This is a genomic window from Xenorhabdus beddingii, from assembly GCF_002127545.1.
Taxonomy (GTDB): Bacteria; Pseudomonadota; Gammaproteobacteria; order Enterobacterales; family Enterobacteriaceae; genus Xenorhabdus; species Xenorhabdus beddingii.
On the sequence record NZ_MUBK01000029.1, the window covers coordinates 33,909 to 48,081 of the forward strand.

The 14,173-nt window shown below is 45.9% G+C and carries 12 protein-coding genes; 9 read left to right on the plus strand and 3 right to left on the minus strand.

Annotation, left to right across the window (positions count from 1 at the left end; all coding sequences use genetic code 11):
- Positions 1-155 precede the first annotated feature (155 nt).
- Positions 156-1,313: an acetylornithine deacetylase gene (argE, locus tag Xbed_RS15400; protein ID WP_086113782.1), complete on the minus strand. Its 1,158-nt coding sequence runs from the start codon at positions 1,311-1,313 to the stop codon at positions 156-158.
- Between the two features lie 103 nt (positions 1,314-1,416).
- Between argE and argC the strand changes: the two genes are divergently transcribed.
- The 5 genes from argC (at position 1,417) to oxyR (ending at position 7,052) form a co-directional block, all read left to right on the plus strand.
- Positions 1,417-2,421 carry an N-acetyl-gamma-glutamyl-phosphate reductase gene (gene argC / locus Xbed_RS15405; protein WP_086113783.1) on the plus strand — a complete coding sequence of 335 codons (1,005 nt, stop codon included), beginning with the start codon at positions 1,417-1,419 and terminating at the stop codon, positions 2,419-2,421.
- A gap of 85 nt (positions 2,422-2,506) precedes the next feature.
- Complete coding sequence (gene argB / locus Xbed_RS15410) at positions 2,507-3,280, plus strand: acetylglutamate kinase (RefSeq protein WP_086113784.1); 774 nt, start codon at positions 2,507-2,509, stop codon at positions 3,278-3,280.
- 51 nt (positions 3,281-3,331) lie between these two features.
- Entirely contained in the window at positions 3,332-4,582 is a 1,251-nt protein-coding gene (locus tag Xbed_RS15415) for an argininosuccinate synthase (protein ID WP_086113785.1), read from the plus strand.
- A gap of 80 nt (positions 4,583-4,662) precedes the next feature.
- Positions 4,663-6,036 (plus strand): argininosuccinate lyase, encoded by a 1,374-nt coding sequence (gene argH, locus Xbed_RS15420; protein ID WP_086113786.1) that lies wholly within the window; start codon positions 4,663-4,665, stop codon positions 6,034-6,036.
- A 98-nt stretch (positions 6,037-6,134) separates the two neighbouring features.
- Entirely contained in the window at positions 6,135-7,052 is a 918-nt protein-coding gene (gene oxyR, locus Xbed_RS15425) for a DNA-binding transcriptional regulator OxyR (RefSeq protein ID WP_086113787.1), read from the plus strand.
- On the opposite strand, the gene sthA is transcribed toward oxyR, so the two are convergent.
- Positions 7,044-8,441 carry a Si-specific NAD(P)(+) transhydrogenase gene (gene sthA, locus Xbed_RS15430; protein ID WP_086113788.1) on the minus strand — a complete coding sequence of 466 codons (1,398 nt, stop codon included), beginning with the start codon at positions 8,439-8,441 and terminating at the stop codon, positions 7,044-7,046. The genes oxyR and sthA overlap by 9 nt on opposite strands.
- Before the next feature lie 205 nt (positions 8,442-8,646).
- Between sthA and fabR the strand changes: the two genes are divergently transcribed.
- Together fabR and Xbed_RS15440 are read left to right on the plus strand one after the other, a co-directional pair.
- Entirely contained in the window at positions 8,647-9,309 is a 663-nt protein-coding gene (gene fabR, locus Xbed_RS15435; protein WP_086113789.1) for an HTH-type transcriptional repressor FabR, read from the plus strand.
- Between the two features lie 21 nt (positions 9,310-9,330).
- Positions 9,331-9,708 carry a YijD family membrane protein gene (locus Xbed_RS15440; protein WP_086113790.1) on the plus strand — a complete coding sequence of 126 codons (378 nt, stop codon included), beginning with the start codon at positions 9,331-9,333 and terminating at the stop codon, positions 9,706-9,708.
- A 97-nt stretch (positions 9,709-9,805) separates the two neighbouring features.
- On the opposite strand, the gene trmA is transcribed toward Xbed_RS15440, so the two are convergent.
- A complete protein-coding gene (gene trmA / locus Xbed_RS15445; protein WP_086113791.1) occupies positions 9,806-10,906 on the minus strand; it encodes a tRNA (uridine(54)-C5)-methyltransferase TrmA in 1,101 nt (366 codons plus the stop codon).
- 256 nt (positions 10,907-11,162) lie between these two features.
- Here trmA and btuB point away from each other — a divergent pair, with 256 nt between their 5' ends.
- Both btuB and murI read left to right on the plus strand, forming a co-directional pair.
- The gene (gene btuB, locus Xbed_RS15450; protein ID WP_086113792.1) at positions 11,163-12,992 is read left to right on the plus strand and encodes a TonB-dependent vitamin B12 receptor BtuB; all 1,830 of its coding nucleotides are present in this window, start codon (positions 11,163-11,165) and stop codon (positions 12,990-12,992) included.
- Positions 12,937-13,800, plus strand: coding sequence for a glutamate racemase (gene murI / locus Xbed_RS15455; protein ID WP_086113793.1), 864 nt, complete (start codon positions 12,937-12,939; stop codon positions 13,798-13,800). Before btuB ends, murI begins: the two co-directional genes overlap by 56 nt.
- Positions 13,801-14,173: the final 373 nt, after the last annotated feature.

The window sequence follows — 14,173 nt, forward strand, 5'->3', positions numbered from 1 at the left end:
CTCTGAATAGCGAAAAACCCCGATGTACTCACCGAGGTTATAACGCCGACCGGGAACTCCCAATCCATTTATAGTACTAATTATGAGCACTTTCGGAGAAAAAATCAATGAGTAATTTGATGATTGGGAGAACAGTGATTTTTGATTCACGGTTTTCAATCGGCACTCAAACAAAAATGCGCCACAAGCTGTGAAAGCAGTTTCCTTGTTGGCTCAATAAACGCCATGTCCAAAAATTCATCAGGCTGATGTGCCTGCTCAATTGACCCCGGCCCCAAGACCAATGTCGGGCACAGCTCCTGAATAAAAGGCGCTTCGGTACAGTAATTAACGGTATCGGCTTTCGCTCCCAACAGTTTTTCAATGACAGCAACCCGTTTGTGGTCTGTCGGGCATTCATAACCCGGAATCGGAGGGTGAAGTTCCGTTACACTCAGGCGTCCCGGCCAGCGTTGTTTCACCGGCTCCAATGCGTCATTCAGCAAGCCGTTTAAATCCTGTAAGGTCAATCCGGGAAGCGGGCGGATATCCATATGCAGTTCGCAGCAGGCACAAATACGGTTTGCAGCATCCCCGCCGTGAATATGGCCGAAGTTCATGGTGGGATAAGGGATGACGAAGGCCGGATTGTGATAACGCGCCTGCAAGGTGTTGCGAAGTTCCATCAGTTGGGTAATGGATTCGTGCATCAAATCAATGGCATTAACGCCTCGCGCTGGATCACTGGAATGCCCTGATTTCCCTTCAATGCGGATCGCTTGGGCTATATGCCCTTTATGGGCGCGGATGGGCTGTAATGATGTGGGTTCGCCGATAATCGCAAAATCAGGCCGGATATGGGTATTGGCAGCAAAGTAACGTGCTCCCGCCATTGATGTCTCTTCGTCAGCGGTAGCCAGAATATACAGGGGATGGGTTAATTTACTGATATCAATATCCCGCAACGCATCAACAATAAAGGCAAAGAAACCTTTCATGTCAGCCGTGCCGAGTCCATATAACTTGCCATCGCGTTCGGTCAGGGTGAAGGGATCTTGTGTCCAGCGGTTCGCATCAAAAGGAACGGTATCCGTATGACCACATAGCAGCAATCCCCCCGAACCCCTGCCTAATGTCGCCAACAAATTGAATTTATTTCGGGTTTCAGGGACGGCTTGAATCTCGATGGAAAAACCAATCTCTTTCAGCCATTCCGCCAGCAGGTTGATAACCACTTCATTGCTTTGGTCTAGCTCAGTATCGATTGCACTGATAGAAGGTGCTGCAATGAGTTGATGATATAACTTAATAAATGACGGTAATTTAATATTCATTCTTGACAGCCCTGCCTCATAATAGTATCAATATTAATGCATTTTAATTGAATAAAAATGCAATTATACCGTTGAGTGTTAATACTACAAGGTGAATAGATCCATGTTGAATACTCTGATAGTTGGCGCCAGTGGTTATACCGGAGCTGAGTTAGCAGCATATCTGCAACGTCATCCTGATGTCCATCTCTCCAGCTTGATGGTTTCCTCTCAAAGTTCAGATGCAGGGAAATGTTTTTCAGCGCTTTACCCGCAATATAAAGGTGTTCTTGATTTCCCCTTACAACCTTTAACTGATGTGTTTGAGGCCGCGAGGGATATTGATGTGGTTTTCCTTGCGACAGCCCATGAAGTCAGCCATGACATAGCCCCGATATTTCTGGAAGCGGGCTGTATTGTGTTTGATTTATCAGGTGCCTATCGCGTGCAAGATACACAGTTTTATGAGAAATACTATGGGTTTGAACATAAAAATTCAGCATGGTTAGAGCAGGCGGTGTATGGGTTGGCTGAATGGCAGGCAGAGAAAATCAAGCAAGCCCGGTTAGTTGCGGTGCCGGGTTGTTACCCTACGGTTTCCCAACTCTCATTGAAACCGTTGCTGGAAAAAAATTTACTGGATACCGATTATTGGCCGGTCATCAATGCGGTCAGTGGTGTCAGTGGTGCAGGAAGAAAGGCATCAATGACCAACAGTTTCTGTGAAGTCAGCTTGCAGGCTTATGGGATTTTTAACCATCGTCATCAACCTGAAATCGCGACACATTTAGGTACAGAAGTGATTTTTACCCCCCATTTAGGTCATTTTGCGCGGGGCATTCTTGCCACAATTACCTGCAAATTGAAATCAGGTGTGACAGAAGAACACGTTAGGGACGCTTATTTGCAGGCTTATCACGATAAGCCGCTGGTGCGTTTATATCATAAAGGCGTACCTGCGCTGAAAGCCGTAGTGGGTTTGCCATTCTGCGATATTGGTTTCGCTATTCAGGGGCAATATTTGGTCATTGTGGGTGCTGAGGATAATTTGCTGAAGGGTGCCGCCGCGCAGGCAGTGCAGTGCATGAATATTCGTTTTGGCTATGGGGAAACTCAGGCGTTGCTTTAATTCATTCAATCTTTAAATTGCTACAGATTTAATGCCAGAAACTTAAGATTCCGACAGAGGTTAATACTGACAGAGGATAAATCCGATGGAGCCGTTAGTTATCAAGTTGGGTGGTGTGTTGTTAGACAGTGAAGAAGCACTGGAACGGTTATTTTCCACATTGCAGTCATATCGAAAGACCCATAAGCGCCCGTTCGTCATTGTTCATGGTGGTGGCTGTTTGGTTGATGAGTTGATGCAGAAGTTGCAGTTGCCGATTTTAAAAAAGCAAGGGTTGCGCGTCACGCCGGCAGATCAAATCGATATCATTACAGGAACATTGGCGGGAACGGCTAACAAGAAGTTGTTGGCACGGGCAATAAAATATCAATTGCCGGCCATTGGGCTGTGTCTGGGAGACGGTGGCATGGTGAAAGTGTCTCAACTTGATGAAGCGTTTGGTCACACAGGAAAGGCGCAACCAGGACACGCTGATTTTCTGAAAATTTTGCTGGATATGGGCTATATCCCCATTATCAGTTCAATTGGCATCACTGCTCACGGTGAATTGATGAATGTGAACGCGGATCAGGCCGCTACCGCCATTGCGCAAGTGTTAAATGCGGATTTGGTTTTGTTATCTGATGTCAGCGGTATTTTGGACGGTAAGGGGCAGAAAATCCCGGAAGTTACGTCGGAAAAGATCGAACGGCTCATTGAACAGGGCATTATTACTGATGGCATGATAGTGAAAGTGAATGCGGCATTGGACGCAGCAAAAACACTCGGACAGCCAGTGGATATTGCAAGCTGGCGACATGCGGAACAATTGATTGCGTTATTTAATGGCATACCGGTCGGCACACGAATTTTGGGCTGATTGAGAACATGGCCTTTGGCTGAGATAAATAAAATAAAAAAGGTTATCCCTATGGCGACTCCCTCTATAACTCGTACTCCTATAACTAATACAACTACAAGCATTAAAAAAATCGTACTGGCATATTCTGGTGGTTTAGATACTTCGGCCATTATTCCGTGGTTGAAAGAGCATTATGGCAATTGTGAGGTGATCGCGTTTGTTGCTGACGTTGGTCAAAGTCGTGAAGATTTGGAAGGGGTGGAGCAGAAAGCATTGCGTTCAGGGGCTGCTGAATGTTGCGTCGTTGATCTGCGTGAAGAGTTCATCAAAGAATATGTTTATCCTGTGCTGAAAACGGGGGCGTTATATGAGGGCAGCTATTTGCTGGGTACGTCAATGGCTCGCCCCATCATTGCCAAGGCGCAGGTTGAACTGGCCCTGAAAGTGGGAGCGGATGCCGTTGCTCATGGTGCAACGGGTAAAGGTAATGATCAGGTTCGGTTTGAAAGCACTTATACCGCTTTGGCGCCACATCTGAAAGTTATCGCTCCGTGGCGGGAATGGGATCTGCGCTCCCGTGAGGCGCTGTTGGATTATTTGAAAGAGCGCGATATCCCGACGACCGCCACGTTGGAAAAAATTTATAGTCGTGATGAGAATGCATGGCACATCTCAACGGAAGGTGGGGTGTTGGAAAGTACGTGGAATGCGGCCAATAAAGATTGTTGGGTATGGACCGCAGAGCCAGAAGATGCTCCCAATGAACCGGAATATGTCACGGTAACGGTTGAAAGCGGTGAAGTGATGGGTGTGAATGGTCAGTCTCTTTCTCCTTATCAATGCCTTAACGTATTGAACGCATTGGGATCGAAGCACGGCATTGGCCGGATCGATATTGTGGAAAACCGTTTGGTGGGCATGAAATCCCGTGGCTGTTATGAAACGCCGGGGGGAACCATTATGATGGAAGCGCTGCGCGGTATTGAGCAGTTGGTTCTGGATCGCGACAGTTTTAAATGGCGTCAGCAACTGGGGCTGGAAATGTCTTATGTTGTCTATGATGGCCGTTGGTTTGCCCCATTGCGTCAGTCAATTCAGGCCGCCGCAGAAATGTTGGCAGCCAGTGTCAGCGGTGAGGTTGTCCTGAAACTCTATAAAGGGCAGGTGACTGCGGTGCAGAAAAAATCCGCCAATAGCCTCTATTCTGAAGAGTTCGCGACGTTTGGTGAGGATGAGGTTTACGATCATAGCCATGCTGAAGGTTTTATCCGCCTCTATTCGCTTTCTTCGCGTATTCGTGCGTTGAATGGTAAAAAATGATTTTTGGGTCATCAATGGCTTGGTCGTCAATGGTAAATAATCATCAATGGTAAATAAATAGAGAGCACAGGACGGATATTATGGCACTTTGGGGCGGGCGTTTCAGTCAGGAAGCCGATCAGCGGTTCAAGCAATTCAACGATTCACTGCGTTTTGATTACCGTTTGGCTGAACAGGATATTACAGGCTCGGTTGCATGGTCAAAGGCATTGGTTACGGTGGGCGTGTTAACTTCCGAAGAACAGCAAAAGCTGGAGTTGGCTCTGAACGAGTTACTGGATGAAGTGCGCATCAACCCCAAGGCCATTTTGCAAAGCGATGCGGAAGATATCCATAGTTGGGTGGAAGGGCAACTTATCACGAAAGTGGGAGAGTTAGGGAAAAAACTCCATACAGGACGTAGCCGTAATGATCAGGTCGCCACTGACCTGAAATTATGGTGTAAGGCTCAGATCGCCCATATCTTGCAAGCACTGGCTGAGTTACAACAAGCGTTAGTGTTCACCGCTGAGAATAATCAGGATGCAGTGATGCCGGGTTATACCCATTTACAACGGGCACAGCCAGTCACTTTCGCCCATTGGTGTCTGGCTTATGCGGAAATGTTGGCGCGTGATGAAAGCCGTTTGCAAGACGCACTGAAACGGCTGGATGTCAGTCCGTTGGGATGTGGGGCGCTGGCAGGAACGGCTTACGATATCGATAGGGAACAATTGGCGTCATGGTTAGGTTTTGCTTCGGCGACGCGCAACAGTTTGGATAGCGTATCTGATCGTGATCATGTCTTGGAACTCTTGTCAGATGCAAGCATTAGCATGATCCACCTTTCACGTTTCGCAGAAGATCTGATTTTCTTTAACAGCGGCGAAGCGGGATTTGTTGAATTGTCCGATCGGGTAACGTCCGGTTCTTCCCTGATGCCACAAAAGAAAAACCCGGATGCACTGGAGCTTATTCGTGGTAAGTGCGGCCGGGTTCAGGGCGCATTAACCGGGATGATGATGACGCTGAAAGGGCTGCCACTCGCTTACAATAAAGATATGCAGGAAGACAAAGAAGGTTTGTTCGATGCGCTGGATACCTGGCGGGATTGTTTGCATATGGCGGTGTTGGTCTTGGATGGCATTCAAGTGAAACGCCCCCGTTGTGAGGAGGCGGCAAAACAGGGATATGCCAATGCGACTGAGCTGGCCGATTATCTGGTGGCAAAAGGTGTTCCATTCCGTGAGGCCCATCATATTGTGGGTGAAGTTGTCGTGGCCGCCATCGCCAAAGGTAAGGCACTGGAAGCGCTTTCTCTATCTGAATTACAAACATTCAGTCATGCTATTTCAGTGGATGTTTATGAGGTTTTGTCGTTGCAATCCTGTCTGGATAAGCGTCTGGCAAAAGGGGGGGTGGCACAAAAACAAGTGAAACAGGCGATTGCCCAAGCGAAGCGACGATTTAGGTAAAAACACCAATAATCACAATCGGTTGATAGTTTTTTGCCCGCGTGGATATAATGATTTATTGATCAATACTCTCATTGATATCAAAAGCAGAGGTGGGAATGAATATCCGCGATCTGGAATACCTTGTGGCACTGGCTGAATACCGGCATTTTCGCCGGGCGGCTGATGCTTGTCATGTCAGCCAACCGACCCTGAGTGGGCAAATCCGCAAATTGGAAGATGAGTTGGGCGTGATGTTGCTGGAACGCACGAGCCGCAAGGTATTGTTTACCCAACAGGGTATGTTGCTGGTGGAACAGGCTAAAACGGTATTGCGTGAAGTGAAGGTCTTGCAGGAGATGGCCTCCCTTCAAGGTGAAAGTATGTCCGGGCCGCTGCATATCGGTCTTATTCCGACAATCGCTCCCTATCTTCTACCCCTTATCATTCCTGAACTGCATAAGTTGTTCCCCAAATTAGAAATGTATCTGCATGAGGCGCAAACCCAAAACTTGCTGGCACAGCTCGATAGCGGGAAGCTGGATTGTGCCATTTTAGCGTTGGTGAAAGAGACTGAAGCCTTTATTGAAGTGCCGCTTTTTGAAGAGCCGATGAAACTGGCGGTATATGAAGAACATAAGTGGGCAGATCGCGATCAGATCAAAATGAGTGAGCTATCCGGTGAGAAGTTACTGATGCTGGAAGATGGGCATTGTTTGCGTGATCAGGCGATGGGATTCTGTTTTCAGGCGGGAGCCAAAGAAGATACTCATTTCAGGGCAACGAGCCTGGAAACGTTGCGCAATATGGTTGCGGCGGGCAGTGGTATTACCTTACTGCCTGAGTTGTCGGTTCCACGGACGAGAAAACGTGATGGTGTTTGCTATCTGGAATGTGATACGCCAGAACCTAAACGCTCCGTGATATTGGTTTATCGTCCCGGTTCACCTCTGCGCGGTCGCTATGAGCAATTGGCAGAGGCGATTCGGGCTAAGATGGGTAATTATTTCGACGCTCTTGGAAAAACATCAAAATAGCCGGTTTAACCCATTGAGTGCTGCAACACGGTAGGCTTCTGCCATTGTGGGATAGTTGAAGGTAGTATTAACGAAATATTCGATAGTATTGCCTTCACCTTTTTGTTCCATAATGGCCTGACCGATATGAATGATTTCCGCCGCACGTTCGCCAAAACAGTGAATACCTAAGATCTGTTTTGTTTCACGGTGGAACAGGATTTTGATACTGCCAACATTCATTCCCGCAATTTGTGCTCTTGCCAGATGTTTGAATTGAGCGCGCCCTACCTCATAAGGAATTTTCATGGAGGTTAACTGCTGCTCGGTTTTGCCAACGGAACTGATTTCAGGGATGGTATAAATTCCTGTTGGAATATCTTCCACCAGATGCAGATCCGCGTCGCCTGTCGTGATCGCTTTTGCTGCAATGCGACCTTGATCGTAGGCCGCAGAGGCCAAACTTGGATAACCAATCACATCCCCAACCGCATAGATGTTTTCATTGCTGGTTTGGTAGACACGGTTCACTTTCAGCAAGCCACGGCTGTCGGTTTCCAATCCGACATTTTCCAAACCCAGCGTGTCTGTATTACCGGTTCGACCATTGGCATACAACAGGCAATCGGCTTTGACTTTCTTGCCGGATTTCAGGTGGACAATCACACCATCATCAACCCCTTCAATTTTCTCATATTCTTCATTGTGGCGGATGATAATACCGCTATTCCAGAAATGGTAAGACAGGGCATCAGACATTTCTTGGTCAAGGAAAGACAGCAGATGATCACGGGTGTTGATCAAATCGACTTTAACGCCCAATCCCCGGAAGATAGAAGCATATTCACAGCCAATAACCCCGGCACCATAAATAATCACATGGCGTGGCTCATGATCCAGTTGCAGGATGGTATCGCTGTTATAAATACGGGAATGGGTGAAGTCGACATTGGGGGGGCAGTAAGGACGGGAACCGGTGGCAATGATGATTTTGTCTGCGCTTAATATCTCAACATTACCATCGGCATCACGAACACTGACACGATGTTCATCAATGAAGGTTGCTTCACCGGCAAACATTCGGCACCGATTGCGTTCATAAAACCCTTGGCGCATTTTTGTTTGCTGGTTAATGACAACTTCAGCATGGCGTAGGATTTCAGAAAATGATGAACGAAGAATACGGGAGTGATCACTGTAGAGCGGATTTTGATTAAATTCGATAATGCGGCTGACTGCATGGCGGAGAGCTTTCGACGGAATGGTGCCCCAGTGGGTACATCCACCACCGACATTATTGTAACGTTCTATAACAGCAACGTTTTTACCTTGTTTCACCAACCCCATTGTTGCTCCTTCCCCGCCGGGACCAGAACCAATGACAATGGCATCAAAATGAGTATATTGCATAGAGGAATGACCTGTTTTTACACAAAATAACAACGCTATCTTAACATTATTTGATGTAATAGCCCAATGAGCATATGGTTTTTATCTTATTGTTTAGAACTAAAGCAGGAAAAATGGATAATATCTTTCAGAGAACAATCACAGCAAACCCCGCAGAATCTGTTATATTTGCCTCATCATAGAGTCGAGATAGATCAGGATTGTTGTGAGTAACGTAACTGGCGTTAGAGCAAAACAGAAAGAAAAAACCCGTCGCTCCCTGATTGAGGCGGCGTTCAGTCAACTGAGTGCTGAACGCAGTTTCACCAGTTTGAGTTTGCGGGAGGTGGCTCGGGAAGCGGGTATTGCGCCGACTTCTTTTTATCGTCATTTTCGGGATGTGGATGAGTTAGGTCTGACGATGGTCGATGAAAGTGGCCTGATGTTGCGTCAGTTAATGCGCCAGGCACGTCAGCGTATTGCAAAGGGTGGCAGCGTTATCCGTACTTCTGTTTCCACGTTTATGGAATTCATCGGCAACAATCCCAACGCATTCCGGCTGTTACTGCGTGAACGTTCCGGCACATCGGCTGAATTTCGTGCGGCTGTAGCACGGGAAATCCAACATTTTATTGCTGAATTGGCAGACTATCTTGAACAAGCCAGTCATATGCCACGTCATTTTACCGAAATACAAGCCGAGGCGATGGTGACAATCGTATTCAGTGCCGGTGCAGAAGCGCTGGATATTGATGAAGAAAAAAGGCGTCGCCTCGAAGAGCGTTTAGTTTTACAACTCCGCATGATTTCCAAAGGTGCTTATTATTGGTATCGTCGTGAGCAAGAAAAAAACACTGTCCCTAAAGCGATCCCTAAACCTTCTGAATAATAATGAAAGGAGAATAATACGATGGAACAATACCGCCAGGATAAAAGCACAATGTTGCTGGCTCTTATCGTTGGAATGGCAACACATGGAACTTTCTCAGCCTTTTTCAATTCGTTTGTCCCTTTTTCTATTTTCCCTATTATTACCTTGGCACTTTCTTTGTATGGCCTTCATCAACGTTATTTGAATTATCCGATGGCAGAAGGGTTACCGAAACTGGCCACGGGATGTTTCTTTCTGGGCATGTTTATGTACAGCGCATTTATTCGGATGGAATATCCGGCAATAGGTTCTAATTTCCTGCCTGTCATCATTGCTACTGTCTTGGTGTTTTGGATCTACCTAAAAATGAAAGGGCGCAAACAACAAGCGATGTTTACTTCAGAGAACCAAAACTGATAGTTTTCATCGGAAACGGATCACTAAAAAACGCCACAAGATTCATCTAGTGGCGTTTTTGTTTTTCAGTCAGCAGGTGAGGGCAATTGAGTGATGGTTAGGTTCTTTTTTCCAGCAGCACACCACATTCCATATGATGGGTATAAGGGAATTGATCAAAAAGAGCCAGTTTGCTGACCTGATGCGTTTGTGTCAGTGTTTCCAGATTCCGGCAGAGTGTTTCCGGATTGCAGGAGATATACAGGATACATGGATATGCCTGAACCATTTTGAGCGTATCTTCATCCAGACCACTGCGGGGCGGGTCAACAAAAATGGTGTCACATTGATAACTCTTTAAGTCAATGCCTTGCAGTCGATTGAATTCTCGCTCTCCATTCATTGCCTGTGTAAATTCTTCTGCCGACATACGGATAATCTGAACATTATCAATCTGGTTCGCTGCGATATTAAACTGCGCAGCAGCAACCGAGGGTTTGGCAATTTCTGTTGCCAGTACCCGATCAAAATTCTGTGCCAGCGCCAGAGAAAAGTTGCCATTGCCACAATAAAGTTCCAGCAGATCGCCTTTAGAGCCGTTGGTGACATTAATCGCCCATTCCAACATATGGATATTGATGCTGGCATTCGGCTGTGTGAAGCTATTTTCAACCTGACGGTAGATCATGTTCTTACCTGCAACCGGTAATTCTTCATCTATATAGTCATGGTCGAGCATGATTTTGGTTTTTGCAGCACGTCCAATAAGCTGGACATCAAATCCTTCCGCCGTTAATTGGCTGCGCAGAACGATGGCATGTTCACGCCACTCATCCCCCAGTTTTTTATGATAAAGCAGGGAAACAATCATTTTGTTGCTGCGGGTGGAAAGGTAATCCACCTGAAACAGTTTGTGACGTAATACGGGATTCTCTTTTACGCCAGCAATGATCGCCTGCATCATGTTATTGATGAGTTGATTGGCAACGGGAAATTGATCAATACGGATACGCTGCTTAGTCTGTTGATCAAACATGATATGGTAGAGGTCATCTTCCTCATGCCAGATACGGAATTCTGCCCGCATTCTGTAATGTGATGCAGGGGAACGGAAAACTTCAGGCTCAGGTGCGCTAAAGGGGATCATCATTCCTTTTAGACGATGGACCTTCTCCATCAATTGGTTTTCATAATTTTCCGTTGGCAAGGCATTCTGCATTATCTGGCTCTCATAGGGTCGCGTGAAGAAAAATTTCCGAGCGGCATTGTAGGTGAAGAGTAAAGGCAGGTGAAGAGTAAAGGTAGGGGAAGCATAAAGGATGTCCAGTTTTCTGGTCTATCAACCCCTTTTTTTGAGGGTAGGGACTCTGGACACTCTACGGTCTTCACCGTAGCATGACCCTGATAGTTAAGCGCAGAGTCGTTAGAGATATAGCCATTCGATATTACATTCACTCTTTCTCATCACAAATCTTATGACAAATAAAAAACCTATTCTTTTATCTGTGGCGGTACTTTCTGGCTGGAGCCATGTTGCAGTTGCTGATAATCAAGATCCGTTGGTGGTTACTGCCAATCGCTTTAAGCAGCCCATTTCTTCAGTTTTGGCCCCCATGACGGTAGTGACGCGTGAAGATATCGATCGTTGGCAATCCAGCAGCTTAGTGGATGTTTTGCGCCGTTTGCCCAGTGTTGATATTGCGCAGAATGGCGGTATTGGGCAGCACTCTTCTTTATTTGTCCGTGGCACGAATTCAAGTCACACCTTGGTGCTGGTGGATGGAATTCGGTTGAATCAGGCTGGCATCACGGGATCGGCTGATTTTAGCCAAATCCCAATCCCAATGGTGCAAAGAATAGAGTATATCCGTGGTGCCCGTTCTGCCGTATATGGTTCTGATGCTATCGGTGGGGTGATCAATATCATAACAAAGCGAGAACAGCGGGGAACAACACTGAGTGCGGGATTCGGCTCGAATGGATATCAGAATTACACTGGTTCGACACAACAAGAATTGGGTGAAAATACGTTATTAACCGCCGCCGCAGGTTATATCTATACCAAAGGGTTTGATGTGATAGTTGATGGTAAAACAGGGGGATATCGTCAGCCAGATCGTGATGGCTTTATGAGTAAAATGCTGTGGTTGGAAATAGATCATAAAATAAATGAACAAATTAGCGGATTTGCCAGAGCCTATGGGTTTAATAATCGGACGGCTTATGATGCATGGAATCTCGGCGATACAGATACTCGCGAATTATTTAGCCGTACCTATGATGCTGGCATTCAATTTAATCAAGGCACTTATTCTTCTCAATTCATTACTAGTTACAGCCATGTCAAAGATTACAATTATGCTCCTAATTATGGGCGTTATGGTAAAAACTCCAGTCTGAGTGATTCAAAACAATACAATGCCCAATGGGGAAATACGTGGCAGGTTGGTCATGGTGCAATCAGTAGTGGGATTGATTGGAAAAGAGAATCGGTTGCCGCAGGTTCCAATAACATCCCTGTACAAAAAAATGTTGATAATACGGGACTATATTTAACTGCACAGCAAAAGGTTCAGGATGTCATTTTAGAAGGTGCTGTGCGTTCAGATCACCATTCTGAATATGACTGGAATACTACGTGGCAAACCGGAATCGGCTGGGAATTTACTGATGGTTATCGTTTTATCACTTCGTATGGAACGGCATTCAAGGCTCCTACCTTGAGTCAGCTTTATAGTAAATGGGGAAGTGAGGATCTGGCACCAGAAAAAAGCAAGCAATGGGAAATCGGAATGGAAGGGTTGACTGGGGCACTTAATTGGCGTTTGTCTGCTTATCGTAACGATATTGAACAATTGATAGATTTTACCAATAACCATTATAAAAATATGGGTAAAGCAAAAATAAAAGGGGCTGAGTGGACGGGAACAATCGATACCGGCCTATTTCAGCATCAATTAACCTTACAGTATGTTGATCCGCGAGATGGCAATAATCAGCCATTAATCCGCAGGGCTAAGCAGCAAGTTAAATACCAGTTAGACTGGGGAGCTCTCAATGTCGATTGGGGAATCACTTACCAATATCTTGGTCAGCGTTACGATCAGGTTCATAGCGTATTTCCTGCGAAAACCGTGAAGTTAGGGGGCGTAAGTTTATGGGATATCAACGCTTCATATCCAATCTCTGACCACCTTACAATACGTGCTAGAATAGCTAATCTGTTTGATAAAAATTATGAGACAGCCTATGGCTATCGCACCCCGGGAAGAGAATATTACCTCACTGGCAGTTACAACTTCTGATTTAAACAAAACCGCCCGTCCAACGATTCTGGTGTTTGATTCTGGAGTGGGCGGTTTATCTGTCTATCAAGAGATCCGACAGTTACTGCCTGATCTCCACTATATATATGCTTTCGATAATGAAGCATTCCCCTATGGAGAAAAAACGGCTGAAGTGATTATCGAAAGAGTCGTTCAGGTTGTTGATACTATTCAGAGAAAACACCCTTTGGCCGTTGTCGTTATCGCTTGTAATACCGCCAGTACCGTCAGTTTGCCTGCTTTGCGTGAACGTTTTTCCTTTCCTGTTGTGGGGGTTGTACCTGCAATTAAACCCGCCGCAAAACTGAGTTGTAATCGTGTCGTAGGATTATTGGCGACACGAGCTACGGTGAACCGTGACTATACCAAAGAATTAATTACCCGATTTGCTACAGATTGTCAGGTCTACTCAATAGGCTCGGCTGAGCTGGTGGAATTGGCTGAAAGGAAACTGCATGGTAAGGATGTTTCACTAAAAGAGTTGGAACAAATATTGAAACCGTGGTTGAGAATGAAAGAACCGCCGGATACGGTCATTTTAGGTTGTACCCATTTTCCTTTAATAGCAGAAGAGCTTTCACAAGTGCTGCCTGACGGGACAAGATTAATTGATTCGGGCGCGGCGATTGCCCGTAGAACGGCGTGGTTGATTAAAAATCAGGATAATTTGTTTTTAACAACGGTAGATAACGTGGCTTATTGCACGAAGATAGAACCAAATAATGAAGCATTGTGTCCCGTTTTACGCGAATATGGCTTCCTTATGCTCGAAAAACTACCAACTTAAGTGCAATTTGGTGTAATAATCACCGGTCAGTAATTTTTTTCAAAAAAACTATTGTCAGGCGCGGAAAACTCCCTATAATGCGCCACCACTGACCGACGCTGAGCTGCAACATGCCGCGAAGGCCAGGGGAAGGAAAGCGAAAATAAACGCTTGACTCCGGAGGCGAAAAGCGTAAGATACGCAGCCTCGCAACCCGGAACGAATGTCCGGTTGCCAACGCTCTTTAACAAATTAATCAGACAATCTGTGTGGGCACTCGCAAGACCCTATCTGACGCCGAAAGGCGAAAAAGATTAAACAAGTCTTGAAGAGTGACTAAAACAGTTAATTCATTACGAACTAACAGTAAACAATTCTTTGAGCATCAAACCTT

What these genes read in the sequence shown, in the direction of transcription:
- argE (WP_086113782.1), bottom strand. Translation starts at nt 1,313, where the DNA reads ATGAATATTAAATTACCGTCATTTATTAAGTTATATCATCAACTCATT.
- argC (WP_086113783.1), top strand. Translation starts at nt 1,417, where the DNA reads ATGTTGAATACTCTGATAGTTGGCGCCAGTGGTTATACCGGAGCTGAG.
- argB (WP_086113784.1), top strand. Translation starts at nt 2,507, where the DNA reads ATGGAGCCGTTAGTTATCAAGTTGGGTGGTGTGTTGTTAGACAGTGAA.
- Xbed_RS15415 (WP_086113785.1), top strand. Translation starts at nt 3,332, where the DNA reads ATGGCGACTCCCTCTATAACTCGTACTCCTATAACTAATACAACTACA.
- argH (WP_086113786.1), top strand. Translation starts at nt 4,663, where the DNA reads ATGGCACTTTGGGGCGGGCGTTTCAGTCAGGAAGCCGATCAGCGGTTC.
- oxyR (WP_086113787.1), top strand. Translation starts at nt 6,135, where the DNA reads ATGAATATCCGCGATCTGGAATACCTTGTGGCACTGGCTGAATACCGG.
- sthA (WP_086113788.1), bottom strand. Translation starts at nt 8,441, where the DNA reads ATGCAATATACTCATTTTGATGCCATTGTCATTGGTTCTGGTCCCGGC.
- Xbed_RS15440 (WP_086113790.1), top strand. Translation starts at nt 9,331, where the DNA reads ATGGAACAATACCGCCAGGATAAAAGCACAATGTTGCTGGCTCTTATC.
- trmA (WP_086113791.1), bottom strand. Translation starts at nt 10,906, where the DNA reads ATGCAGAATGCCTTGCCAACGGAAAATTATGAAAACCAATTGATGGAG.
- btuB (WP_086113792.1), top strand. Translation starts at nt 11,163, where the DNA reads ATGACAAATAAAAAACCTATTCTTTTATCTGTGGCGGTACTTTCTGGC.
- murI (WP_086113793.1), top strand. Translation starts at nt 12,937, where the DNA reads ATGGCTATCGCACCCCGGGAAGAGAATATTACCTCACTGGCAGTTACA.